Source organism: Nostoc sp., from assembly GCF_036917515.1.
Lineage (GTDB): Bacteria > Cyanobacteriota > Cyanobacteriia > Cyanobacteriales > Nostocaceae > Nostoc.
Genome location: NZ_JBALDE010000182.1, coordinates 1 through 24,048, shown reverse-complemented (window position 1 = coordinate 24,048; position 24,048 = coordinate 1). Strand labels below are relative to the sequence as shown.

Below are 24,048 nucleotides of genomic sequence, written 5' to 3'. Positions count from 1 at the left end.
ATCACAGGAGTAAGGTTTCATTCTACAGGCACTTAGACGTTGATATACTCCATCATCCCATACTGTATTGCACTCAAGCAGGAACTGCTATATACGCTAGAAAAAACAGCAGGTGCATTGAAGTCGCAAACGCTTATTTGCTAAGATTTCCAGTGCGAGAACATTCAAACAGGGCAACTTCTGATCGCTATGCCAACATCTACACTTGACGATAAAGACGCAGCAGCTATCCAAGCCGCCAGGGTTGGGGTTGCAATATGCGATCGCACCGCCTGGGGACGGATCAAAGTAGCTGGCGACGATCGCCTCAATTTCTTACACAACCAAAGTACTAACAATTTCCAAATACTCAAGCCAGGACAAGGTTGTGATACGGTTTTTGTTACTTCCACAGCCAGAACAATTGATTTAGTAACCGCCTACGTTAGAGAAGATGCGGTAATCTTGCTGGTTTCACCTAACCGTCGCCAATTTTTGATGGAATGGCTGGATAAATATATTTTCTATGCAGATAAGGTGGAATTATCTGATATTACCCAATATACCAATACCTTCAGCCTGATTGGCCCAGGAAGCGACGCTGTTTTAGAAAAGTTAGGTATTGGCGAACTGATCGGCCAACCTTATGGTAGTCACCAAGTATACACGATCGTTCCGGCTGAGGGCGTGCGGATTGCTGTGGGTAGCGGGTTAGCTGCACCCGGATACACCTTCACTTTCCCCTATACTGACAAAGAAACGGTGTGGAACAAACTATTAGAAGCTGGGGCGGTAGAGATGAGCGATCGCGCCTGGGATGCCTTGCGAATCTTACAAGGTCGCCCCGCTCCAGATGCGGAACTCACAGATGATTACAATCCTCTGGAAGTTGGTTTGTGGCAAACAATTTCTTTTACTAAAGGTTGCTATATTGGGCAAGAAACTATTGCTCGGTTAAATACATATAAAGGTGTAAAACAACACCTGCTTGGAGTTCGCCTCAGTGCCCCTGCGGAAGTTGGAAGTGCGATCGCAGTTGGAGATGAAAAGGTCGGCAAACTTACTAGTTACACCCAAACAGCTGATGGTTATTTTGGACTAGGTTACATTCGCACCAAAGCTGGTGGTGTAGGTTTAAAAGTCCAAGTAGGAGAAACTGAGGGTGAAATAGTAGAAATTCCGTTTGTTTCTCACAAGTACCCGTAAGTAACTCAAATCAAAATATCTTTCTCTTTATCCCTAGCACCATCACAAAATTCATCTACCCAAGAAGCTAGACTACGGGCATTTGTAGTTGGTAAATTTACTTTGCTCTTAACTTGTGGTTGGATATTCGGCTTATCGTTACTTTTAACCTCAGTAGTAATTGCTAGCGATCGCACTGGTTTGCCATTACTGTTAGAGAATGTTTGAAAAGTCGTATTGTCGGTATAAAAAGTTCTAAATCCCCCTAAATCCCCCTTTATAAGGGGGACTTTGATTCCGGTTCCCACCTTTTTAAGGGGAGCCAGCGTGGTCTTGGGGTCTTCCCAAGTGGAGCAACTGGCGTAGGCTAGGAGGGATCTAAAAGTGCCTAAAATCACAGTGAAATGCTTTTCAAACAATCTCTTAATTTTTCAGTAGTAATTGCCAGTAATGAGCCTACAGCGATTCGGTTAAATGGTGGGTTGCTTTTAACCTCACTAGTTAACGCCGCAGATGGCATAGTTTTGGCTTTGGTGTTAACCTCAGCAGTCATTGTCAGCGAGTTTCTTGAAGGGAGGCGTTCAAGGGGCGATTGTAGCAGTTGATATTGGCTTACAAAACCAGAGGCTGGCGTTTTTGCTGGAGTGTCTGGAGCGATTTTAGTAGCAAATGCAACTACCAATTCAGGTTCAGGTGTCCGAACTACCTCCTTAGCAGCTGTAAATGATGGCACAACTTGATCGGCGTATGGCAAGTTGGAGTCTAGAGTTTTAGCAAGAGAATTAGGCGCAATCTTTGTAGCAGTTACAACCGATGACAGATGTTTATCCTCAGAAGACTTCTCATCTGGTGACTTGTTTTCAACTTGAGAGGTAGCTATAGAATAGTCTGATTTTACTAAACGTAACTCTTGATCGGGATTGAAGTTAAGACCTAAAGCAGCGACTATTTTATCTGGATCGTTATTCAGCTCCATCATAAAAGAAAGTATTTCATCAAACTGGGGTTCCAAAACAGACAGTGTTGCCAAAATAAAACCGGACAAAGGACGGCGCAAACCATCGTAAGTAGCCCAAACTCGCATTTTGACTAGCCAAGAAATATTTTGCTTGTAGTAAACAAGCCACTTTTGTTTTAAGGATTGACGCAGCTGCTGGATATTCATTGGATGCCTCACTTCAGTCAAAAAGATTGCAGAGCTTAATATTGTTAATAGCTTTCTTTCTGGGGATGAAACCGATAATAGAGCATCTTTTTGACTATTTGACCACCCAGCAAATGATTTTCTATCAGTAGAGATACTTCATCAGGTTGAACACCGCTATACCAGACCATATCGGGTAATATCAGCACCATCGGTCCATTGCCACATTGTCCTAAACAGCTGCTACCCGTTACAGTTACACCGGGGATTGGCAAAGCTGTAAAAGCGGCTAAAACCTTGGCTGCACCTTGCTTTTTGCAAGTACGATTTTGACAAACCCGCACACATTTAGGAGAATCTCGATCTATTATCGGGAAGTCTGATGGTTGAGTTGTCATTAGTCCTTTGTCCTTTGTCATTAGTCATTAGTCCTTTGTCATTAGTCCTTTGTCAAAAGTCGGAAGCTAGTGACCAATACAACTCTTGGAGAGGCTAGGCTGCGCCTTAAGCGTAGCTATGCCGCAGGCTTTACGACTACGCTCAGTACAACTAACTAATGACTAATGACTAATGACTAATCTATTGAAAGTCCTTTTGAGGCTAGCCATTCCGGGTTAAATATCCGCGACTGATACCGGGAACCACTATCACACAAGATGGTGACAATGGTATGTCCTGGCCCCAACTGCTTCGCTATGGCAACAGCTGCCCCAACATTAATACCCGTTGAGCCACCCATTAACAACCCATCTTTCCTCAGTAGTTGGTAAACTACTCGCAAAGCTTCTTTATCATCGATTTGGATGGCATCATCAGCAGGTGCGCCTTCCATATTGGCTGTGACACGACCGTTACCAATACCTTCAGTGATAGAATTTCCTTTTATCTTAATTTCGCCAGTTTTGACATAGCTATAAAGTCCACTACCTAGCGGATCGGCTACAACACATTTAATTGCTGGATTTTTTTCTTTTAAGTACAGTGCTACACCAGCATAAGTACCACCAGTACCAGTTGCAGCTGTCCATGCATCTATTTTACCATCTGTCTGCGTCCAAATTTCCGGTCCTGTGGTTTCGTAGTGGGCGAGACGGTTGGCTATATTATCAAATTGATTTGCCCAAATGGCATTTTCCAATTCAGCAGCGACTCTACCAGATAGCTTGACGTAGTTGTTCGGGTCTTTGTAAGGTACGGCGGGGATGGGACGAACTTCTGCTCCTAGTGCTGTGAGTGCATCTATCTTTTCTTGTGACTGGGTATCAGGAATAATAATTAGGCATTTGTAGCCTTTGGCATTGCAAATATGTGCTAGTCCAATACCAGTATTACCAGCGGTTCCTTCTACAACAGTGCCACCAGGTTTGAGTAGACCTTTCTTTTCTGCATCTTCAATGATGTAAAGTGCAGCGCGGTCTTTGACGGAACCCCCAGGATTGAGAAATTCTGCTTTTGCAAGGATTTCACACCCTGTTTCTTCGCTAAAACTGTTTAAGCGAATTAAAGGGGTATTGCCAACAGCGCCAACGAAGCCATTCTTTATATCCATTTTGACTGTACTTGTGTGAGTCTCTATAAAAATTTTGGCTGATAGCTGTAGTATGATTTACAACTGATTTGCCTAAAATTCTATAATACTTACATTGGAGCGCTTGCCGTTGGTGTACTTCCCTCACTCCTAACTCCCTTACTTATTTACTTTCCGTAGTAAACTCTGGCATTACGGTATCCGATATTTCGGATATACTTGTTCCATTCTTCAGCTTGGAATCGATTTTGAAAAGGCCCTACTGCTACGTGTGGACCCCGTGGTTGCGTCCTTTCGAGGACTCCGCCAGATCGTCCTAATTCTTGCGTAAATACGCCTAAATTCTGCCTAAGTTGTGCTGCGATCGCAGATAACTGTTCGGAAGTGGTAGGAATGGCGACATAATATCTAGAGACTCGTCTATTAGCATTTATATTATTGTGATCGCCTATATAGTTATAGTTGCCATTGCCTGCATTTATTTCCTGTCCGTTACCAAAGCTGATAATTCGGGCGTTATATATGCCTCGTGATTGTAGCTCATTTACCCGTTGTTGGGCATTGGATACTCTGTTAAAAACTCCTGACTGAATTACATTCCGGCCTTGGAACTGGCGAATGTAAGCACTGGGTTCAATCTGACGTATTGCTTCTAGTGTCTGGTAATCACTACCATCAACGTAAACTAAATAGCGCTCAAAGTTTTGGTTATATTGACTAAACTGTGTGGGTTGAGAGGGCTGAAAATTCTGCTCAAATTGATTGTTATGTAATGGTTGAGAGGGCTGAAAGTTTACTTCCGGTTGATTGTTCTGTAGTGGTTGGGAAGGCTGAAAGTTCACTTCCGGTTGATTGAAGTCCTGTGGTTGAGCCGGTTGTAACTGCGGTGATGGCTGTTGACCAAAGGGAATTGGCGGTGGCGGTAAAATCTCACCTTCTTGAGCCAGTAGGAGGTTGCTGTTGGAAATTTGTACTTGTGCTGGGGTAGAGTCGGGAATCAGTACTAACCATCCTCCCACTAGCAAAAACAGAAGTCTGATAGTCGGCTTCCAACCCTGAGAACTTCGGCGCAACATCTGAAATGGGATAAATTGACTTGATATTCCTCTCGACATAATAGTTAGAAAGTAGTCACAGTATTTTTAAGTAATTTCTATCAGGAACTTATGAGTTCACCGTTGTAGCTAACTATATAGCGTTAACGTAAAATTAGCTCATCTGCGTGGCAAGAAATACATCTGTAATTAATCTTAGATGAAAGCTGTTTACGGACGCGCTTGCTTTCATTATGGATGAAACAAACAAGTCAAATCTTCTTCCCTTCTGCCTAGTTGTTGAGCGTAGTCGAAACACTGCCTCACTTCTCTTCTTAGGCTGCGCCAACGACTAGGCTCAGTAACACCTGCCTTTAAAACTGAAGCGCTTTATTAGCAAGGCTTTGAAGAGTATGTGCTACAATCGGACAACCACGCAGCTATCGTGTCGTGCTTTGTATGAAAAAAGTCGTCGTTGGTCTTTCTGGTGGCGTTGACAGTTCCACCGCCGCAGCTATCCTGCACCATCAGGGCTATGAAGTGATTGGTTTGACTCTTTGGCTAATGAAAGGCAAAGGTCAATGTTGCTCTGAAGGTATGATCGACGCAGCTGGTATCTGTGAACAATTGGGCGTTCCCCATCAGGTTGTCGATATTCGAGATGTCTTTCAGACGCATATTGTCGATTACCTGGTGACTGGTTACAGTGCTGGAATTACACCTTTGCCTTGCTCCCAGTGCAATAAAACAGTGAAGTTTGGGCCAATGGTGCAGTATGCTCGTGAAGAATTGGGATGCGATCGCATTGCCACCGGTCATTATGCCCGAATTAGTTATGACGAAGCAACTGGACGTTACCAGTTATTAAGGGCTGTTGACCGTAACAAAGACCAATCATACTTTCTCTATGATTTGTCTCAAGATTTACTTGCTGCAACTATATTCCCTCTGGGCGAACTAGAAAAAACTGACACCCGCCGGATTGCGACTGAATACGGACTGAAAACTGCTGATAAGCCAGAAAGTCAAGACTTATGCTTAGTGGAAAGTAACGGTTCCATGCGGGCATTTTTAGATAAATATTTAGCTCCCAAAACAGGCGATATTGTCGATACTACAGGCAAAGTTTTGGGACAGCATGATGGTGTCCATCATTACACCATTGGCCAGCGCAAAGGCTTGGGAATTGCTGCTGCCGAACCGTTGTATGTGATTGAATTAGATGCGGAAAATAATAAGGTAGTAGTAGGCGATCGCACTAAGGTAACTCAGCCAGAATGCACTGTAAATCGGGTAAATTGGGTTTCCATTGCCGAACCATCTACCCCAATTCATGCCGAAGTGCAAATTCGCTATCGTTCAACGGCTACACCAGCGACGGTGATTCCATTAGAAAACTCCCGCGTGCGTTTGGTGTTTGATGAACCCCAAATCAGCATTACTCCCGGACAAGCGGCGGTGTGGTACGACGGCGAAAAAGTGTTAGGTGGCGGAATTATTGAACAGTTTAGTTAATAAAAACTCTTACTCTGTTTTGGCACAAAGCAAAACTACCCTTCCTCACTTGTAAGGAGGGGTATTTTTATTTTTAAATTGGATATATGCCGGAAGAAAGTATTTATGACCGTTTTTGATACAGTTATTACAAAGCTATACCTCAGCAGAGGTGGCAGAGATTCAAAAGTACATAAGTCAGTGGGATACTACCACCTATACGAGTGTTGCCCAGAGTATCTTAGACCATGCTAATAGAAAAGGAATTGACCCATTAAAGTATCTACGCAAGGCTCATAACTTTAATAAAAAAGGAGCGATTAGAGTTCTGAAAACTGGATATTGTGGAGATAGTTCAACTGTATATTGTAAAAGCAATGAATATCTGATTGTCAGACCCGATGAATCTAGTACTGAAAAGATAGTTACTTATGGAGTCAATGATGACTAACAATTTTAAATCAGCAAGAATTAATTAAAAAAAATATTATTCAATTATTAGCACATTTGACTAATACTTATCAAAATACATGCGGTGAACGAAAAGAAATTTATATTGGGACTTAGGCAAAAAACACCGATAAAATGACCTCAAACGTATATCTCAAAGGATTTTGACATCGTTTTGCTTGGTTTATTGATATATCTAGGTTTCAGGCGTTTTTGGGCATTTGGTGTATTTACCTTACCTCACAAGAGTTTAAAGCTTATTTATTCCTCAAAAATGTTTAAGTCCCGATATTCATTTTCTACCAGAAGATGAATAGTTTTCACTTTTAGAAGAACTTGAACTTTTTGCAGTAAATATTAGAGGTTATGCAAGTCAAATTCAATCCACAGGTCAAATTGTCAATCAAGCCCAGGCAATTGAGCAATTACAAGCTATGCGAGTTTTAAATGTACTTCAGATTGCGAGCTTTTATTTTGGCAGTAATGGCAATTATGAACAGATAAAAAGTTATATTAGAACGTTAGATTACTTGCGGTTACTACTATTGGAGTATTTGCAGCTTCAAAAACCATAGTACTGAAATAGTGATCGCTTTTTATCTTTAACCAAGGTTCAGTCAATCAATAAGATAAACAACTATTAATTTCATTAATTATTTCAATAATTTTATCTTCATTATTTTGATAACCTTGTTCTTTAGCTTTGTCGAATGGAAACCGGAGAACGGCAGATATGAATTACATAAATGAGTAATATTTGAAATGCCGCCGACAGAGGAACATGAGTTAGTCAGAGCATTTCTGATTGAAGAACTCAATTTTGAGATTTGGAGGTTTAACCTAGTTTATTCGATTCATAGTCAAGCATTAATCAAATCTGTTGATAAAAAATCTGGTTATATTCCAGATGTGTTGATATTGAATATCCTTAACTTAATTAATGAACCAATTTGGAAAAAATCATCAACAGTTAGTCAAGCTGCATCAATTCTATTAGTAGTAGAAGTTGTGAGTACAAATTGGTGAGATGATTACTTTCTCAAATTCGGTGAATATGTTTGCGTAGCGTCTCGAAGAGAGGAAATTGGTATTTCAGAATATTGGATTGTTGATTATGCTGCTCTTGGTGGAAAATGGTTTATTGGCAATCCGAAACAACCGACAATATCAGTTTACAGATTAGTAGAAGGCGAGTACCAAGTCACTCAGTTTCGTGGTGTTGACCGAATTCAATCGCCAACTTTAAGAGAACTAAATCTAACTGCTGAACAAGTGTTTAAGGCTGCTTTGGGAGAACAGTCATAAACATCACTTTACTAATCCTCAATACTTATGTACTTAGTATATGTCTTGTCCCTTGTGGACACTCTTTCGACCTAGCACTCTTGATTATTTTTGGATATACTCCCATAAACGCCCTGTTTCATCTGTCAGCAGGGTAAGATATTAACCCTTGAGGAGTATTGACATATTAAGAATTTTGAAAATTAATCTTGCATATTCTGAAAAAACGTTATAAATTATTAGATAATAGGGGAATAATCTGACTTAATTAGTGTCAAAAACTAATCCTGCTCAAGTATATACACTGCAACCAGTTTTAACTTCACACAACTCCTAAACAGTACTAAAGATATGTTTTTGTTTGGTAAAGCAAAGATTCTGGACAGACAACGGAACAAGAAATAATCTAAAAATATATCTTATGTGACTGTTTTTAGGAATTATCTTACTACTTGCGGTGGAGAACAGCTATAATTCACCAAAATAGAAATAGATGACAAGCAATTAACTAATAATAAAGTTGCTTAAATGTCAGCAAGTTTATTGTTAGTTAATTAATATTTTTTTAGCCCATTATCTTTGCTATTGAAAGAATAGTTTTTGTTATGCTGAGAATAGCAAAAATAATAAATTAAGACACCTCTGGCACAAATTCACAATCCTTATGGAGTTATTCTGGCAATGCACCTAAACGAATTGGAAACTACTGAGAATTTAAAAGAAGTTGAAGAAGGATGGCTAGCACTAGAAAAATCAATTCTCTATTATCAAGGTCGCCCTGTTGGGACAGTAGCTGCTTATGATGCGTCTGTAGAAGCGCTCAATTACGATCAGTGCTTTGTCCGAGATTTTGTTTCTTCTGCTCTAATTTTTCTGCTCAAAGGTAGAACCGATATTGTTCGTAATTTCTTAGAAGAAACCTTAAAGTTACAGCCTAAAGAAAAGGCATTAGATGCCTATAAGCCAGGACGAGGATTAATACCAGCTAGCTTTAAAGTGATATCAGACAATGGGCAAGAATATTTAGAAGCAGACTTTGGCGAACATGCGATCGCTAGAGTTACACCTGTAGATTCTTGCTTATGGTGGATTATTTTATTGCGTGCTTATGTAGTCGCCACAGAAGATTTTTCTCTAGCCTATCAACCTGAATTCCAAAATGGTATCAGGTTAATCATGGAAATCTGTTTGGCGAATCGTTTTGATATGTATCCAACGCTATTGGTTCCAGATGGCGCTTGTATGATTGACCGTCGTATGGGCATTTATGGGCATCCTCTAGAATTGCAAGTCCTTTTTTACACGGCATTGCGTGCATCTCGCGAACTGCTAATTTGTCAAGGTAATTCCGATATTGTTGAAGCCATTGATAACCGATTGCCTCTTTTATGCGGTCATATTCGCCAGCATTATTGGATAGATATTAATCGTCTGAATGCAATTTATCGCTTCAAAAGTGAAGAATATGGCAAGGCTGCTGTTAATCTGTTCAACATATATGTAGATTCTGTTCCCTATTATGAATTAGATAAGTGGCTACCAAAAAAAGGTGGTTATTTAGCAGGTAATGTTGGCCCGTCGCAGCTAGATACTCGCTTCTTTTCACTCGGAAATTTAATGGCAATCATTTCTGACTTAGCCACTGAAGAACAGTCACAAGCGATTATGACTCTCATTGAGGAACGATGGGATGATTTAGTGGGAGATATGCCAATGAAAATTTGTTTCCCAGCTTTGGAACATGAAGAATACAGAATTGTGACTGGATGTGACCCCAAAAATATACCTTGGTCATATCATAATGCTGGTAGTTGGCCAGTTTTAATGTGGATGTTGGCGGCGGCGGCTGTAAAAACTAATAGAATAAATCTTGCACAAAAGGCGATTGAAATTGCTCAAGGACGCCTTAGTACAGATGAATGGCCAGAATATTACGATGGGAAAAAAGGGCGACTGATTGGGAAACAAGCTAGGAAATATCAAACTTGGACAATAACTGGGTTCTTATTAGCAAAAGAACTGATGGCAAACCCCACTTCTTTACCATTAATCAGCTTTGGAAAATTACCAGCAGAACAGGTTTCTAGAGCGTGTGAGTTTGAAATTGCTAGTGTAGACCCGTTGTCTAGATAGGGAAATTAGGAACGCGATTAATCGCGTCTGTACAGGAATTGGGAGTTAGAATACAAAAGCCTCTTGACTCCTGAATCGTGTTTTCATGACAAACCCCCGTCAATTAGCTTTTATCACCCTACGAGATGTTCATAAGGGGGCTTATGCTGATGTTGCCCTAGATAGAGTGTTGCAAAAAGTCAGTTTGCCTGATTGTGATCGCCGCTTAGTGACAGAATTGGTTTATGGGAGCGTCAGAAGGCAACGCACCCTCGATACTCTCATCGATCAACTCGCTAAAAAGAAATCTCATCAACAACCACAAGACCTTCGCACCATCTTACATCTGGGCTTTTACCAACTGCGTTATCAAGAGCGTATTCCCGCCTCAGCTGCTGTTAATACCACAGTCCAACTAGCTAAAGAAAACAGTTTTTCTGGACTTACAGGTTTTGTTAACGGTCTATTACGCCAGTATCTCAGAAAAGCAGGGGGAGCAGGGGAAGAAAACACTCCCTTATCTCTCCACATTGACCCGTTACAACTTCCAGAAAACCCTGTGGAACACTTGGGTATTTTACACAGCTTTCCTGACTGGATTGTTCAAGTTTGGTTAGAGCAACTGGGTTTGACTGATACAGAAAAACTGTGTGAATGGATGAACCAATCACCAACAATTGACTTACGCATCAACCCACTTCGCACTTCCATTAAGGAAGTTGAGGCGGCTTTGCAATCTGCTGGTGTTTTGGTGAGACGGATTCCTCATTTACCCCAAGCTTTACGATTTATTGGTAATACTGGGTCAATTCAAAAACTACCGGGTTTTAAAGAAGGTTGGTGGACTGTACAAGATGCTAGCGCTCAATTGGTAGGTCATTTGCTCGACCCCCAACCAGGTGAGGTGATAATTGATGCCTGTGCTGCACCTGGGGGTAAAACAACCCACATCGCTGAGTTAATGGCAGATAAAGGGAAAATTTGGGCTTGCGATCGCACTCCTTCTCGTCTTCGCAAACTCCAAGAAAATTCCAAACGGCTGAATTTACAATCTATTCAAATTTGCACTGGCGACAGTCGCCACTTTAATCAATTCCAAAACACCGCAGACCGGGTATTACTTGATGCTCCATGTTCTGGTTTGGGAACTATGCACCGTCATGCTGATGCGCGTTGGCGACAGACACCAGCATCTGTGCAAGAACTTTCGGTATTGCAACGAGAATTGATTACACATACATCAACTTTTGTTAAACCTGGTGGTGTATTAGTTTATGCCACCTGTACATTGCATCCCGCAGAAAATGAAGAAATAATTTCGGCATTTTTAACTGAGTCACCTGATTGGCAAATTGAGTCTCTCAGTGGCGTTAAGTTACCTGATTTTACCGATAGTACACATCAAGGTTGGTTTAAACTTTGGCCCCATCGACAGGACATAGATGGTTTTTTTATGGTGCGCTTAAGAAAAAACAATAATTCCGAGTGAATACTGTTTAGAATTGTACCATTTGGTGGAAGCCTGAATCTACCAGAGGAGGCAGCAATGGTTCCCCCTGACAATGTGAAAAATTTAGTTAAAATCCTGATTGGAGCAGCCTGGATCGATGGCAGAATCCAGCCAGAAGAACGGCAATATCTCCGCGAAATAGCTCAAGCAAAAGGTTTAGCTAACGACCCAGAAATTAAGCCTTGGCTGTACGAATTAGTTCCTGTGCAGCCAAAAGAATGCTACAACTGGGTGCGAGAGTATTTAGGCGATCGCCCCAGTCTTGAAGATTGTGAAAATTTGATTGAAGCCATCAGTGGCTTAATTTATAGCGATGGTGAAGTTGCCGTTGAAGAAGCCAGACTCCTGACCCAATTGCAGGACATAGCGAAGCCGAATGAGTCAACTCAATCAGCTCCTACTGCGCTTCTTAAACAAATTCAAAAGCTTTACCGCCGTTGGGTTGAAGTGCAAAACTAACATTGAGTTATAAGTTGATCGAAGAGGACTCGGTGATTTTTTCACTGCGTCCTCTTCATCCTCATCTCCCCGGAAACAAACGTTCGCACGTCTTTTGGTGATTTTTATAGCTACAGGACTTACGCAAAAATAACGTAATTTCGTCATTACGAGCGATAGCGTTCGCGGAGCGTCTCGAAGAGAAGTAATCCCCCCTGACGCTCTTATTGCTTCCCTACACTCCGTTTCGGTCGCAATGACAATATCGACGTTGCGTAAGTCCTAAGCTATTTACCGAAAAGGGAAACGCATTAACATTCCTTTGGAATACATTGGCATTGCATTGGGATGCAACACTTTTAAGTTCCAGCTATTTTCAGGTAAATAGACCACGCAGTAAAGGCGCAAGACCTTGCGCCCCTACAACAAATGTGGTTGAAAGCCGTAGTCACACAGGTTAGGACATTTGAAAAGGGTGAATGCTAGAGTTAGCAATAGTTTTACCTCCTGCCTTCTGCCTCCTGCTATAAGTCTTTAACCGGACACGATATGAGGGGTATTGCGCCACCACCGTATGCGTGAAGTTGTTAAGTGAGAATGCGCCTGTGATTCGTATTAGATGTCTGGTTCTTGGAGCGATCGGGCGATCATACCCGCCAAAACTCCACCGAAAATTGGGAACACGATGAAAATCCAAAGGTCAGCCAATGCCCAACCGCGAGTAAAGACAGCTGTAGCTAGCGATCGCACGGGATTGACACTGGCATTTGTTACAGGAATGAGGATAAGATGCGCCAAGATCAGCCCTAAACCGATGGGGATAGGTGCAGACAGCTTGAGCGCACGAGAAGATGTGACACTCAAGATTAGCAGCACAAAGCCACAGGTAACAGTGAATTCGGCTAATGCACAAGCCCACCAGCTATAGTTACCAGGGGAGTGAATTCCCACCCCATTAGAACCAAAGTTAGCTGTTGTAAACTCCGGCTTGCCCATGCAAATCAAAAACAGGATAGTACTTCCCCAAATTCCGCCGAGAATCTGACTCCCGATATATGGCAAAACGTCTCGGTAAGAAAACTGCTTGGCTACCCAAAAACCAATTGTAACTGCGGGATTGATGTGACATCCGCTGATCGAACCAAAAGTATAAGCAGCAGTCAACAAACTTAAGCCAAAAGCGATCGCCACTCCAGTAACTCCAACCCAAGGTATTGTACCAGAGATAACCGCAGTACCTACGCCCATCAGAACTAACCAAGCTGTACCTAGAGCTTCCGCCAAACATCGTTTTGCTAAAGAGTAACGATTCATTCATCAGAAAGGATAAGCTCTTGAGCCTCTTGAGGCAAAGGAGGAAAGAGTTGATAGACAATTAGTTTTTCCTCCTGCTTCTCTTCTATCCTAGTTCAAGAACAGCTTACCTCAAAGAATAAATTCCTTAACCAAACGGTATTACATCGGGAGGTATTAACAATGCAAGCCAAAATATTAGCAATGCAAGTCAAAACATTAACAATGCAAGCCAAAATATTAACAATGCAAGCCAAAACATTAACAATGCAAGCCAACGCATTAACAATGCAAGTCAACGTATTGGCATTGCAGGATATTGCCAAATTTAATTTGCTACAAATTAATGAAATGCTGTACTAACAGAATCTCTAAACAGCGGTTACAATTAATAGAGTCTAAAACTAAACTTTTTTATTCATCCTACTGGGTTTGGTGCTGGCTTAAATCTATGTTCCTAAAGATGCTAATTTCAGACATTCTTTAAGAAACTGCTGGGGAATTTCTCTACTTTCTCCCCAATGCAGATGAACATAAGAAGCATGAACATTTGCAGGAAAACCCCATCCCTCGCATCCCATATTTTCCTCACAATCATAGCGAGAAGTTTTAAATAGGGGCCAAGTGGGAGTTAAAGTTAAATGGGAACGATGAAACTCATGTCCGTAAACAGTTGTATTTGCCTTAACTAACAGATTATCTTGCAAAGCTACTGCACAACGATATCCCAAAGTTAAACGCCCACCCATCACAGCGGATGTTGGTAGCACTCCCGCCATTGACCAAGATTTACCCTCAAAATCGATAATTTGCTCACACAAATACATTAATCCTCCGCATTCGGCAATTGTAGGCATTCCTTTGAGTATTGCCGTTTTCACCGCATCACGAACGCTGGTATTTTTTGCTAATTGCTGGGCAAAAACTTCTGGGAAACCACCGCCAAAATACATTCCCTGGATATCTTTTGGTATGCCAGCATCTTCTAAGGGACTCCAGAAAACCAATTCTGCACCAAGCTGTTGCAGCAAATCAAGATTGTCTTGGTAATAAAAATTAAAAGCGCGATCGCGGGCAATGGCAATCCTGACTAGGGATGAAGAGGGATGAAGGGAATAAGGAGGATAAGGGAGAGGTTGTGATTTTAACAAAGGTAATAAATGTTGCCAGTCAAAGCAAGTATCTCCTAAATCGGCGAGGCGATCGATTAAAGCATTGAGTTCGGGAAGTTCGGCTGTGGGTACTAAACCCAAGTGGCGATCGGGAATTGTGATGTTATCTTGACGCCGCAGTACGCCGAGAATAGCTAATTGTAAGGGTTTTAGGGAATCTTTGAGCAAAGAGAGATGGCGATCGCTGCCGACGCGATTTAATATTACCCCAGCTATTTTAATTCGGGGATCAAAAGATCGATAGCCGTGAGCGATCGCAGCTACAGAACCAGATAAACGACTGCAATCAATCACCAACACCACAGGCAAATCTAACAGTCGCGCGATGTGTGCCGTACTCGCAAAATCAGTAATTTGTCCTTTGTCATTTGTCCTTTGTCCTTCGTCATTTGCAAATGACAAATGACTAATGACTAATGACGAAACTCCATCAAACAACCCCATTACCCCTTCCACAAGGGCATATTCACTCAGTTGACTATGACGAGCAAAACACTGCTGAACGTAGGCTTCGGAAGTCAATACGGGGTCTAAATTGCGACAAGCACGACCAGTGACGTGTTGATGAAACATCGGATCGATGTAGTCTGGACCTACCTTAAAAGATTGCACCAGGCGATCGCGACGGCGTAAAGATGCTAAAAGGGTGAGCGTGACTGTTGTCTTACCCACCCCACTACGTTCCCCAGCAATGACTAAAGCCATAAGTAAAAAGGCGTAAATATTTGTAGTTAGGATGAGGCAAAAGGCAGGAGGTGAGACAGCGCGGTCTTCTCCCAAAGGGAGAGGCTAGCGCCAAGGGGTTTCCCCCATGAGTGACTGCGAACCCGTTCGCGTAGCGTCTCCGACAGGAGAAGGGCAGTAGGTAGGAAGGTAGAGGGTTTTAGTCTCATTTATCTTTAACATAGTTGTGTTTTTTCCCACCGACTTACTTAAATGAAACAAATTAGGTTTTATACAGCAACTATTTCAATTCTTGGCTGTGTGTCTATCGTCACTTTTTGCAAAAGCAGATGCACCAGTTTCTCAAACCGACTAACTCAAACTTATACCAATTAGAAACAAGAAAACCAGCCAATTAGGGGAGTTAGCCTGAAAAAGTCTGTCTAATAATATAGTTGGAGATTAGCCAAGACTCAGATAGCAAAAAGCTACCAGAAGAGGAAAGTTTTATGATAATTGTGCATCATCTTAACAACTCGCGATCGCAGCGGGTGCTATGGCTACTTGAGGAATTAGGTATCGAATACGAGATCAAATTCTATGAACGCGATCCAAAGACGATGATGGCACCGGAGTCACTGCGCCAAGTTCATCCCCTCGGTAAGTCACCAGTAATCACGGATGCAGACTTGACGATCGCTGAGTCGGGTGCAATTATCGAATACTTCGTTGAGCGCTACGGTAATGGTCGGCTAGTTCCAGCCTCCGGTACGCCAGAGTATCTGCGCTATAAGTATTGGCTACATTATGCCGAAGGCTCTGCAATGCCACCGCTGGTGATGCGGGTGGTATTGAACAATTTCGGGGCAGGGGACAGCAGCGTGGTTAGCGGATTCGTCGCGCCCCAGATCAAACTTCACTTTGACTACATAGAAGGTGAACTCCATAAAAATACGTGGTTTGCAGGCAATGAATTTACCGTCGCTGATATCCAAATGAGCTTTCCTCTAGAAATAGCGGCTACGTTTCCTCAAGAGGTCGAGAACCGACCAAAGCTCAAAGAATTTGTCGAGCGCATTCATCAGCGACCTACTTACGAACTCGCCCTGGAGCGTGGAGGCAAATACGATCTATCCTTTCAATAAACTTCTTGTATGAATCAATGAGCTTTCACCCTAAATTCCTCTGGCAAATTTAAGAGAGGGTCTTTAAAATTGGCTCCCCTTCTCCCAAAATTGGGAGAAGGGGTTGGGAGATGAGGGCAAATTTTGCATTTTGTCAAGAAGCGATAGCTCTTAACAGGGCAACTGTCAATACTTTTCGGTTAAGGAGGAAAGGGGTACGGGTTGCCGTAGCTATCTATCCAAACTACTGACTTCCTTACAGCCATTTTCAGCTAGATAGACCACGCGGTAGGAGCGCAGGGTCTTGCACCCCTACAACAAATGTGGTTCAAATACATGAAAACTCCTGTAAAACCAAGGAAAATAGAAAAACCCTCCAAATAATTGAAATATCCAAAAATCTGAAGGGCTTATGTTTGATTTTCGCAATTTTAGTAACTTTTATGCTTTCCAGGCGAAACTAACTATTTGTTTCTGATTTGAAAATATTCGCTGTCACTCCCAGACTTTCTTCAAAAAGTGACTCGCGACCCCAGCGTTGTACTTGCTGACTCAGCAATGCTTCTGCCTTTTGTTCTGAAAGTGAAGTCACCTGTTGAAACAGACCAGCAGATTGAGCACCGCCGTGGGTTTCCATCCGCATACAACCACCAGTTTCCGAGCAAATTACTGTACCACAGTCTGCCTTTGGATTGGTCGAACTCAGGCGCAAAGCAATCAAGTCGCCAGCAATCTCACCTACATCAGCAAGGGGAACACCCGCTAATTCGGCTTCTATTTGCCGTTGGTCTTGGGCAATAAAGTTAATGCGAGTGATGTCATAATCTCCGGTTTCCTTTTTATAGGAAACTGGTTGCCATTCTAGACGACTTGCTAACCAACCTAAAAACAATAATGCTTGTGCGGGGTTGCCTTTTTCGTAATCAATAGTTACTCGGTCAACTTCTCGAAGGGCAGCCCGACGATGAGGTGAGTCGTAAGCTTCAGCTGTCAATTCCTCCCATGCTGAGAGGCGACGCCAGTTAAGGTCAGCCAGGGGAACACCACTTTCCACCAATTCTTGGAGGCGGAGTAAATCACTTTCTGGCTCGTTAAAGCGGCAAGAATCCACAATCACATTATTGCAAACTGCTGCTAGCCGCTTGAATAGAGTGTTGTTGGGATCTGGTGTTGCTTTCCACCAGAGAAACTTTGGTAAGCCGCCAATTAACAATGCTGGAATCATGCCCCCTACCCGTTCCAAAGCAGCAGCAGTTCCACTGAGAGTTATGTATTCGCAGCAAACTAGTGTATTTGACGATTGCTTTTGGATCGGGCAATAGGCAGAAACTTGAGCTTTGACCCCTTTATCTTCGCCAGTAATGGGAAATAGGGCAATAATCCGGCAAGGGTTGCGGAGGGCGATTTCGTCGGCAATTCTAGGGCTTGGGGCATTTAAGCTTAAGCTGGGAAGTTCAATAGAACTATTGTCTCCCGCAGCGCCGTTTCCTTGACGTTTGATGAATTCTTCTCTCAAGAAAGCCAGGGTTTCAGGTGTTGCTGTTCCAGTATTTAGCAGTGCATATTTTGTCTGCACTTGCCGCAAGGCAGCTTCCATCTGAGGCCCTAAAATCCCATCAAGCGGGCCGTTGTAAAATCCCAAAGTAGCCAAAAGATACTGGGTTTCTTCGGGTTCATAAACCACTAAGGTAAATGTTGTAGCGCGAGTAGCAGCAGGAAGCGCACCGTCCTTGCCAGTAATGCCGTAACTTTGCCAAATTTGATTCAGTTCCGTATCTATTTCGTTAAGCGAAATATCTTTTGGCGCCTGAAGTGAATAAATTGTAGAAGCTTGGGGAGCCATAGGAAATTTTGGATTTTGGATTTTGGATTTGGGATTTTGTCATTCGTCATTTGTTTTTACTAGTGACTAATGACTAATGACTAATATTTACAGTCTGCGCCAGCGACGACCATCCTGGTTAATTAAGAATTCTGCTTCTGCTGGTTCCCAGGTACCAGCTTCGTACTGGGGAATAGTATTTGCATCAGCGGGTGCATCCCAAACGGAAAGGGCTGGCGTTACTAGCTGCCAAGCTGCTTCTACTTCGTCCGCGCGGGTGAACAATGTTTGATCGCCCATCATACAATCAAGGAATAAGCGATCGTAGGCATCAGATGTTGCTTGGATGCCAAAGGAACCATAACTAAAATCCATGTCAACGGAACGGGTACGGAATTCTGCCCCTGGCATTTTCACATCAAAACGCAGGGAAATACCTTCATTCGGCTGAATCCGCATCGCCAAAATATTGGCGTTTGTTTGTTGGGCGGCAGATTGGAACATCCGAGACGGAACTTCGCGGAAGTGAATGGCAATTTCACTGACTTTTTTTGGCATCCGCTTTCCGGTACGCAAATAAAAAGGCACACCTTTCCAACGCCAGTTATCTACCAAAAACTTCATGGCGACGTAGGTCGGTGTGGTAGAGCTGGGATTAACGCCTGGTTCTGTCCGATACCCTGGCACTGCTTGACCCTTCATCCAGCCAGCACTATACTGACCGCGGACTGCTGACCGTGACAGATTGTGCACATCCGCTAAACGGGTAGCTTGGAGTGCCTTCACTTTTTCTGTGCGGATGCTGTCGGCATCCATTGCGTTGGGTGCTTCCATCGCCGTTAAGCAGTAAAGTTGCATGAGGTGATTTTGCAACATATCCCGTAGTGCGCCGGCGCTTTCATAGTAACCAGCCCGGTCTTCCACTCCCACGGTTTCTGCTACGGTAATTTGTACGTGGTCAACAAATTGACGATTCCACAACGGCTCAAAAATCGCATTGGCAAAACGAAACACCAACAAATTCTGGACTGTTTCTTTACCCAAGTAGTGGTCAATGCGGTATACTTGGTTTTCTTTACAAAATTTCTGTACCACTTGGTTAAGACTCTGGGCAGAAGCCAAGTCTCGACCAAAGGGTTTTTCAATTACTAGACGATGTTTGTAGGGATCTTCTAGCATCCCGGCGCTTCCTAGCTGCTTAATCGCTTCAGGGAAGAATGAGGGGGCAACCGAAAGGTAGAACATTCGATTTCCTCGCGTGCCCCGTTTTTCGTCTAATTCACTCAATAAGTTTTTCAGTTTCTGGTAGCCTTCGGGGTTGTCTATATCCCCAGGGCTGTAGAACAGACCTTGAGAGAAATCTTGCCAGAGTTCTCCTAAATCGACATCAGAATGTGCTTCTTCCATGCCCTTTTGCATTTGTTCACGGAAGTACTCATGGCTCCATTCTCGACGTGCCACACCGACAATAGTAGTTTCTGGGGGAATACGTCGTTCTCGCCGCAATTTATAAAGTGCTGGCACTAGTTTGCGCCAGGTGAGATCGCCAGAAGCGCCAAAAATGACTATAATCTGGGGTTCGGGCATCCCTTGTTGTTGCAGACCAACGCGCAAGGGATTTTCTAGCAGACTAACCATAACAATTTTGGATTTTGGGTTTTGGGTTTTGAGAGTGGGGACTGGGTATTAGGGACTGGGTATTGGGTATTGGGTATTAGGAAAATTGTTTAGCAGTCCCCAGTCCCCAGTCCCTAGTCCCTAGTCCCTACACTGGTGACAATACCTTGATCTTGTCTTCTAAAGAGTTCATCAAGGACTGGAAGGGCTGGATAAACTTGTCAATACCATCGACTAACAGTTCATCCATTACAGTATCGAGATCGATGTTGATGTCGGGATCTTTAAGATTTTCGATCAGCGTGTAAGCATTTTCTACATCCGTTTCTAAGCGATCGCCTACGTTACAATGATCGGCACAAGCTTTAATTGTCGCTGGTGGTACGGTGTTGACGGTATCACGGCCAATCAACTCTTCGATATACATTACGTCTCTGTAGTTGGGATCTTTGGTGCTGGTGCTGGCCCAAAGTAGCCGCTGTACTGTGGCCCCTTTTTCTACCAAGGCTTTCCAACGATCGCTCTCGATAATTTTCTTGTATTCCTGGTACGCAATCTTAGCGTTAGCGATCGCTATTTTTCCTTTAACAGCTCTTAGCTTTGCTTCCACGGCAATATCATCAACGCCTTTTTTCAACTTAGCATCTATCTTGCCATCAATGTTGCTATCGATCCGGCTGAGGAAGAAGCTAGCGACTGAAGCAATTTTACTAATGTCCTTACCTTCAGCTACCCGTTTTTCTAAGCCCCGAATATAAGCCCAAGCTGTGTTGATGTAGCTATCTACAGAAAATAGCAGCGTCACATTAACATTTATCCCTTCGGCTATTACCTGTTCTACTGCTGGCAAACCAGGTTCTGTACCAGGAATTTTAATCATCAGATTTTCCCGACCAACTTCTTGGAAATAGCGTCGGGCTTCGTTTATTGTTGCTTCAGTATCCTGGGCAATAGTTGGCGGGACTTCAATACTCACATAACCATCTAGTCTATTCGAGGCTTCATAAACAGGGCGTAAAATATCACAGGCATTACGGATATCTGCAAAAACCAGAGATTCGTAAATTTTGTATGTCGGTAAGCCAGCCCGAACTCCGGCTTCGATATCAGCATCATAAATAGCGTTACCTGCGATCGCTTTCTCAAAGATAGCTGGGTTAGAAGTAATCCCAGATATACCTTGATTTTCAATCATGTCTTTGAGTTCACCTGATTGAATAATGTCACGGGTCAAATTATCCATCCAGATACTTTGACCGTATTGGTTAATTTCTAGTAGATGATTGGTAGACATAGCTCTAATTTGTTTCACTCCTGTATAGTGATGTTTCTAAGTAAGTTGGTGAAATCCATCAAAATTTGATGCTTACTTTTGAATTGTGGCGTTGCCAATCACTTATTGCATCAGCCAGCTGAGATAATCTTTAATACATCTTCAAGAAGTGCTATTCTGCATTCTTAATCGTAAATCACCATGATTAACTTTTAATTAATGCCAGATGCTAGACGCATCCTCGATCCTTTTATTACCGTCTTTTGGTGCAGCATGGCAAAAATAACTATCTAGTTGAAAAAGTTTAAAAAGCTTTATTTACAAGCTTTTTTCTTCTAAATCGTACCTTTTTACACTAGTACAGGGCGGCGTAAATCAAGCTACCATTTTAAAACTTGCAAAAGCCTTGACATACAAAACTTTTGACTTTTGACTTTTGCTTTGCGCTACTAGTGTCCGTTTTGAATAAAAGACTCCACCTTTGCGACATCCTCTTTGCTACCAATAATTAAAGGTGTGCGCTGATGCAGTTTTTTTGGCACCACATCCAAGATATTTACTAGTCCTGTAGTAGCACGGCCGCCTGCTTGCTCAATCAAATAGGCTAGAGGAGCCGTTTCATAAAGCAAGCGTAATTTTCCTTCTGGGTTTTGAATTGTGCCTGGGTAGAGAAACACCCCACCTTGAACCAAAATTCTATGGATATCGCTCACCATTGCACCGCTATAACGAGCTGTGTAGCCTTCTGTGCGATGAACGTAGCGAATGTATTCTCGAATCGATTCTTCCCACTGCCAAAAGTTTCCCTCGTTCACGCTGTAAACAGAACCGTGGTTAGGAATGCGGATATTCTCTTCTGTGAGAATAAATTCTCCTAAGCTGGGGTCAAGGACAAAGGAATGAACGCCCTTACCTATAGTATAAACCAACATTGTGCAGGGCCCATACAGGATGTATCCGGCAGCGAGTTGCTTACGTCCATTAGTGAGCAGGTCAGTTGCTTTACCATCGCTATCAGTTCCTTCTTGTTGGCGAATGGCAAAAATGGAACCTAAGCTGAGATTATTATCAGTATTGGATGAGCCATCAATTGGGTCATATAGTAGGGTATAGCGCCCAATCGGGCAATTTTCGGGAATGTAGTAGGGATTTTCCATTTCCTCAGACGCGAGGCGACAGACTAAGCCACTTTGCTTAAATACTGAGATAAATACATCATTGGCATAAACATCCATCTTTTTGACGGATTCGCCTTGGACATTCACTTCCCCAGTAAATCCCAGAACGCCTTCCATTAAACCAGCGCGACTCATGCGACGAGCAACCAGTTTCCCGGCTAGGGCGATGCGATTCATTAGCGCACTTAAATCCTGTGCATCTGGTGAAAAACTCTGAAGTTGTTGGAGGACGTGACGGGATAAGGTTGTACAGTCACGATCTAAAGCTCTGTCTGTAATATCGTAGGTAGATAAGTCTAAAGATTCTGGCGCTTTAGCCATTTTTATGTTCTCCGCAACAACTAGCTGTTAATTGAGTTTTAGTCATTTATAGCAACTTATAGTTGCTGCTTCTATCTTAGAAAGGTAATTTGATAACTTAGATGCGACTTTAGATAAACTAAAGAAATGAATCTTCAGTAACCCCTGCAACCAGAGCCTAGTACCGAAAAGCTTTCATTTTGGGCTTTCTGGCTGTAATGAAATCGTAGGTTTATTTCTGCCGCGTTGTACTAGCTACTTTGACTTTACACGACTTTCTCAAGAGGGCGGGTATGCCTACACATCCTATCAACAAACTAAAATCCCCACATTTGCGGCAGGGACTATAGGTTTACTCTGAAACATTAATACGAAACTACTATCACATTTGCCTAAGGCAAGCAATCTCCCTGGCTAACTAAGTACAATTTTGCGTAAAAGCGTAGCGTTTTTAATGCAGGGTGATGCATTAACATTGTATCGGGATGCAATGGCATTGCAGAGGGACACATTGGCATTGCAGGGTGATGCATTAACATTGTATCGGGACGCATTGGCATTGCAGAGGGATGCATTGGCATTGCAAGGTATTGCCAAATTTAATTCGTTACAAATTAATGAAATGCTGTACTAAGATACTTTTGGTTGCTGCCATAAAATGAGTTTCAATTCAGAGCAGTAGTAAGTCTCATTACTAATTTGGTGTTCGTGGTCAGCTATCCAATCATAAATTTGTCTTGCTTTTGCTAATGCCACTTTTTCAGAACGATAAAGCTGAGGAGTAGGGCAGTAGGCTTGGCCATTGATGTGTATAGCTGCAATCTGCCAATAATCGCTCTCTGGTACAACTTCTAAAAACCCGTTACTGTAAGGCTGGATTATTCCTATGTTCATCTACAACCATCAAACTTTCTAACATTGACCACAACAAAGCCGATACCAGCCAATTCTTCTGAGTCAAAGCTGGAATCACCAGGGAATGCAGTCGCAACCCCTGCTAATGATTTTGGGTTCGTAGTCAATGGAAATCTGAATTATTGGTCACTTTTTTGGCTTGATTCCTTTATTGGCAGCAACTATAGCACAAGAAACTGGTCGGCGCGGCTACATTGTGATTGCCCAAACTCAGAGTGTGGCTGGATAGATGATAATCTGTAGAGCGAATCGGTAACTCTCAGTACTCACCTGAAATAACCGAACAAAAGGAGTAAATTTATGATGTCCCGTCTGCTAATAGCATTCTGACAGCGATTATTGCGGAGTATCGCTTTTACAATACTTTTAACTTTGATTAGTAGTTTTATACTTCCTGGGGCTACTTGGGCTGCTTCTAGCTTGGGAGTTGATAATGGTCATCTTATACCAATTCTCTAAAAGCTGGCTACAGATAGTGCCTCTAAAATATATTGCCTTCGGGCAATAGATGCAATAATTGGTTTGGTTAATTT

23 protein-coding genes and 1 pseudogene are annotated in these 24,048 nt (G+C 42.6%); 11 read left to right on the top strand and 13 right to left on the bottom strand.

From position 1 onward, the window contains the following. Positions 1-209 (top strand): hypothetical protein (locus V7K89_RS24325; RefSeq protein ID WP_335191728.1); only part of this gene is annotated, 209 nt, incomplete at its 5' end. After that, on the top strand, positions 190-1,185 hold the full coding sequence (ygfZ, locus tag V7K89_RS24320; RefSeq protein ID WP_335191726.1) for a CAF17-like 4Fe-4S cluster assembly/insertion protein YgfZ: 996 nt from the start codon (positions 190-192) through the stop codon (positions 1,183-1,185). The genes V7K89_RS24325 and ygfZ, both read left to right, overlap by 20 nt. Before the next feature lie 5 nt (positions 1,186-1,190). Here ygfZ and V7K89_RS24315 read toward each other — a convergent pair whose 3' ends face one another. The 5 genes from V7K89_RS24315 to V7K89_RS24295 form a co-directional block, all read right to left on the bottom strand. Then, positions 1,191-1,583: a hypothetical protein gene (locus tag V7K89_RS24315; protein WP_335191724.1), complete on the bottom strand. Its 393-nt coding sequence runs from the start codon at positions 1,581-1,583 to the stop codon at positions 1,191-1,193. Next, complete coding sequence (locus V7K89_RS24310; RefSeq protein ID WP_335191721.1) at positions 1,559-2,329, bottom strand: DUF5331 domain-containing protein; 771 nt, start codon at positions 2,327-2,329, stop codon at positions 1,559-1,561. The genes V7K89_RS24315 and V7K89_RS24310 overlap by 25 nt, the downstream gene beginning before the upstream one ends. A 44-nt stretch (positions 2,330-2,373) precedes the next feature. Beyond that, complete coding sequence (locus tag V7K89_RS24305) at positions 2,374-2,706, bottom strand: (2Fe-2S) ferredoxin domain-containing protein (protein ID WP_335191730.1); 333 nt, start codon at positions 2,704-2,706, stop codon at positions 2,374-2,376. 176 nt (positions 2,707-2,882) lie between these two features. Further along, complete coding sequence (locus tag V7K89_RS24300; protein WP_335191719.1) at positions 2,883-3,857, bottom strand: cysteine synthase A; 975 nt, start codon at positions 3,855-3,857, stop codon at positions 2,883-2,885. Between the two features lie 146 nt (positions 3,858-4,003). Next, positions 4,004-4,912, bottom strand: coding sequence for a hypothetical protein (locus V7K89_RS24295; protein WP_335191717.1), 909 nt, complete (start codon positions 4,910-4,912; stop codon positions 4,004-4,006). A gap of 417 nt (positions 4,913-5,329) precedes the next feature. On the opposite strand from V7K89_RS24295, the gene mnmA reads away from it, so the two are divergent. The 6 genes and pseudogenes from mnmA to V7K89_RS24265 all read left to right on the top strand — a co-directional run bounded on the left by mnmA (position 5,330) and on the right by V7K89_RS24265 (position 12,179). After that, positions 5,330-6,385 carry a tRNA 2-thiouridine(34) synthase MnmA gene (gene mnmA, locus V7K89_RS24290; RefSeq protein WP_335191715.1) on the top strand — a complete coding sequence of 352 codons (1,056 nt, stop codon included), beginning with the start codon at positions 5,330-5,332 and terminating at the stop codon, positions 6,383-6,385. A gap of 115 nt (positions 6,386-6,500) precedes the next feature. Next, positions 6,501-6,815, top strand: coding sequence for a hypothetical protein (locus V7K89_RS24285; protein ID WP_335191713.1), 315 nt, complete (start codon positions 6,501-6,503; stop codon positions 6,813-6,815). A 668-nt stretch (positions 6,816-7,483) separates the two neighbouring features. Further along, positions 7,484-8,119: pseudogene (locus V7K89_RS24280) on the top strand (Uma2 family endonuclease). A 660-nt stretch (positions 8,120-8,779) separates the two neighbouring features. Further along, positions 8,780-10,231, top strand: a complete 1,452-nt coding sequence (locus V7K89_RS24275; RefSeq protein WP_335191711.1) for a glycoside hydrolase 100 family protein — start codon at positions 8,780-8,782, stop codon at positions 10,229-10,231. An 85-nt stretch (positions 10,232-10,316) separates the two neighbouring features. Then, positions 10,317-11,699 carry a 16S rRNA (cytosine(967)-C(5))-methyltransferase gene (locus V7K89_RS24270; protein ID WP_335191709.1) on the top strand — a complete coding sequence of 461 codons (1,383 nt, stop codon included), beginning with the start codon at positions 10,317-10,319 and terminating at the stop codon, positions 11,697-11,699. A 57-nt stretch (positions 11,700-11,756) separates the two neighbouring features. Continuing rightward, a complete protein-coding gene (locus V7K89_RS24265; protein ID WP_335191707.1) occupies positions 11,757-12,179 on the top strand; it encodes a tellurite resistance TerB family protein in 423 nt (140 codons plus the stop codon). A gap of 594 nt (positions 12,180-12,773) precedes the next feature. On the opposite strand, the gene V7K89_RS24260 is transcribed toward V7K89_RS24265, so the two are convergent. Then, positions 12,774-13,472, bottom strand: coding sequence for an aquaporin (locus V7K89_RS24260; protein WP_335191705.1), 699 nt, complete (start codon positions 13,470-13,472; stop codon positions 12,774-12,776). Between the two features lie 162 nt (positions 13,473-13,634). Between V7K89_RS24260 and V7K89_RS24255 the strand changes: the two genes are divergently transcribed. After that, positions 13,635-13,814 (top strand): hypothetical protein, encoded by a 180-nt coding sequence (locus V7K89_RS24255; RefSeq protein ID WP_335191703.1) that lies wholly within the window; start codon positions 13,635-13,637, stop codon positions 13,812-13,814. Between the two features lie 86 nt (positions 13,815-13,900). Here V7K89_RS24255 and V7K89_RS24250 read toward each other — a convergent pair whose 3' ends face one another. After that, positions 13,901-15,328: a cobyrinate a,c-diamide synthase gene (locus tag V7K89_RS24250; RefSeq protein WP_335191701.1), complete on the bottom strand. Its 1,428-nt coding sequence runs from the start codon at positions 15,326-15,328 to the stop codon at positions 13,901-13,903. A 467-nt stretch (positions 15,329-15,795) separates the two neighbouring features. On the opposite strand from V7K89_RS24250, the gene V7K89_RS24245 reads away from it, so the two are divergent. Beyond that, positions 15,796-16,431 carry a glutathione S-transferase family protein gene (locus tag V7K89_RS24245; RefSeq protein WP_335191699.1) on the top strand — a complete coding sequence of 212 codons (636 nt, stop codon included), beginning with the start codon at positions 15,796-15,798 and terminating at the stop codon, positions 16,429-16,431. A gap of 439 nt (positions 16,432-16,870) precedes the next feature. On the opposite strand, the gene opcA is transcribed toward V7K89_RS24245, so the two are convergent. The 4 genes from opcA to fbp all read right to left on the bottom strand — a co-directional run bounded on the left by opcA (position 16,871) and on the right by fbp (position 22,621). Beyond that, on the bottom strand, positions 16,871-18,253 hold the full coding sequence (opcA, locus tag V7K89_RS24240) for a glucose-6-phosphate dehydrogenase assembly protein OpcA (RefSeq protein ID WP_335191697.1): 1,383 nt from the start codon (positions 18,251-18,253) through the stop codon (positions 16,871-16,873). Between the two features lie 87 nt (positions 18,254-18,340). Continuing rightward, positions 18,341-19,870: a glucose-6-phosphate dehydrogenase gene (gene zwf, locus V7K89_RS24235; RefSeq protein WP_335191695.1), complete on the bottom strand. Its 1,530-nt coding sequence runs from the start codon at positions 19,868-19,870 to the stop codon at positions 18,341-18,343. A gap of 127 nt (positions 19,871-19,997) precedes the next feature. Beyond that, the gene (gene tal / locus V7K89_RS24230) at positions 19,998-21,143 is read right to left on the bottom strand and encodes a transaldolase (RefSeq protein ID WP_335191693.1); all 1,146 of its coding nucleotides are present in this window, start codon (positions 21,141-21,143) and stop codon (positions 19,998-20,000) included. 428 nt (positions 21,144-21,571) lie between these two features. Beyond that, positions 21,572-22,621 carry a class 1 fructose-bisphosphatase gene (gene fbp, locus V7K89_RS24225; RefSeq protein WP_335191691.1) on the bottom strand — a complete coding sequence of 350 codons (1,050 nt, stop codon included), beginning with the start codon at positions 22,619-22,621 and terminating at the stop codon, positions 21,572-21,574. A gap of 433 nt (positions 22,622-23,054) precedes the next feature. Between fbp and V7K89_RS24220 the strand changes: the two genes are divergently transcribed. Next, the gene (locus V7K89_RS24220; protein WP_335191689.1) at positions 23,055-23,234 is read left to right on the top strand and encodes a hypothetical protein; all 180 of its coding nucleotides are present in this window, start codon (positions 23,055-23,057) and stop codon (positions 23,232-23,234) included. Here the strand turns inward: V7K89_RS24220 and V7K89_RS24215 are convergent. Next, positions 23,231-23,494, bottom strand: a complete 264-nt coding sequence (locus tag V7K89_RS24215; protein ID WP_335191687.1) for a hypothetical protein — start codon at positions 23,492-23,494, stop codon at positions 23,231-23,233. The two genes, V7K89_RS24220 and V7K89_RS24215, sit on opposite strands and share 4 nt — an antisense overlap. Continuing rightward, on the bottom strand, positions 23,491-23,622 hold the full coding sequence (locus tag V7K89_RS24210; RefSeq protein ID WP_335191685.1) for a hypothetical protein: 132 nt from the start codon (positions 23,620-23,622) through the stop codon (positions 23,491-23,493). Before V7K89_RS24210 ends, V7K89_RS24215 begins: the two co-directional genes overlap by 4 nt. Between the last annotated feature and the right edge of the window lie 426 nt (positions 23,623-24,048).

Bases quoted from the DNA above. Each gene is read 5' to 3' on its own strand.
- ygfZ (WP_335191726.1), top strand. From the start codon at position 190: ATGCCAACATCTACACTTGACGATAAAGACGCAGCAGCTATCCAAGCC.
- V7K89_RS24310 (WP_335191721.1), bottom strand. From the start codon at position 2,329: ATGAATATCCAGCAGCTGCGTCAATCCTTAAAACAAAAGTGGCTTGTT.
- V7K89_RS24305 (WP_335191730.1), bottom strand. From the start codon at position 2,706: ATGACAACTCAACCATCAGACTTCCCGATAATAGATCGAGATTCTCCT.
- V7K89_RS24300 (WP_335191719.1), bottom strand. From the start codon at position 3,857: ATGGATATAAAGAATGGCTTCGTTGGCGCTGTTGGCAATACCCCTTTA.
- V7K89_RS24295 (WP_335191717.1), bottom strand. From the start codon at position 4,912: ATGTTGCGCCGAAGTTCTCAGGGTTGGAAGCCGACTATCAGACTTCTG.
- mnmA (WP_335191715.1), top strand. From the start codon at position 5,330: ATGAAAAAAGTCGTCGTTGGTCTTTCTGGTGGCGTTGACAGTTCCACC.
- V7K89_RS24275 (WP_335191711.1), top strand. From the start codon at position 8,780: ATGCACCTAAACGAATTGGAAACTACTGAGAATTTAAAAGAAGTTGAA.
- V7K89_RS24270 (WP_335191709.1), top strand. From the start codon at position 10,317: ATGACAAACCCCCGTCAATTAGCTTTTATCACCCTACGAGATGTTCAT.
- V7K89_RS24265 (WP_335191707.1), top strand. From the start codon at position 11,757: ATGGTTCCCCCTGACAATGTGAAAAATTTAGTTAAAATCCTGATTGGA.
- V7K89_RS24260 (WP_335191705.1), bottom strand. From the start codon at position 13,472: ATGAATCGTTACTCTTTAGCAAAACGATGTTTGGCGGAAGCTCTAGGT.
- V7K89_RS24255 (WP_335191703.1), top strand. From the start codon at position 13,635: ATGCAAGCCAAAATATTAGCAATGCAAGTCAAAACATTAACAATGCAA.
- V7K89_RS24250 (WP_335191701.1), bottom strand. From the start codon at position 15,328: ATGGCTTTAGTCATTGCTGGGGAACGTAGTGGGGTGGGTAAGACAACA.
- V7K89_RS24245 (WP_335191699.1), top strand. From the start codon at position 15,796: ATGATAATTGTGCATCATCTTAACAACTCGCGATCGCAGCGGGTGCTA.
- opcA (WP_335191697.1), bottom strand. From the start codon at position 18,253: ATGGCTCCCCAAGCTTCTACAATTTATTCACTTCAGGCGCCAAAAGAT.
- zwf (WP_335191695.1), bottom strand. From the start codon at position 19,870: ATGGTTAGTCTGCTAGAAAATCCCTTGCGCGTTGGTCTGCAACAACAA.
- tal (WP_335191693.1), bottom strand. From the start codon at position 21,143: ATGTCTACCAATCATCTACTAGAAATTAACCAATACGGTCAAAGTATC.
- fbp (WP_335191691.1), bottom strand. From the start codon at position 22,621: ATGGCTAAAGCGCCAGAATCTTTAGACTTATCTACCTACGATATTACA.
- V7K89_RS24220 (WP_335191689.1), top strand. From the start codon at position 23,055: ATGCAGGGTGATGCATTAACATTGTATCGGGATGCAATGGCATTGCAG.
- V7K89_RS24215 (WP_335191687.1), bottom strand. From the start codon at position 23,494: ATGAACATAGGAATAATCCAGCCTTACAGTAACGGGTTTTTAGAAGTT.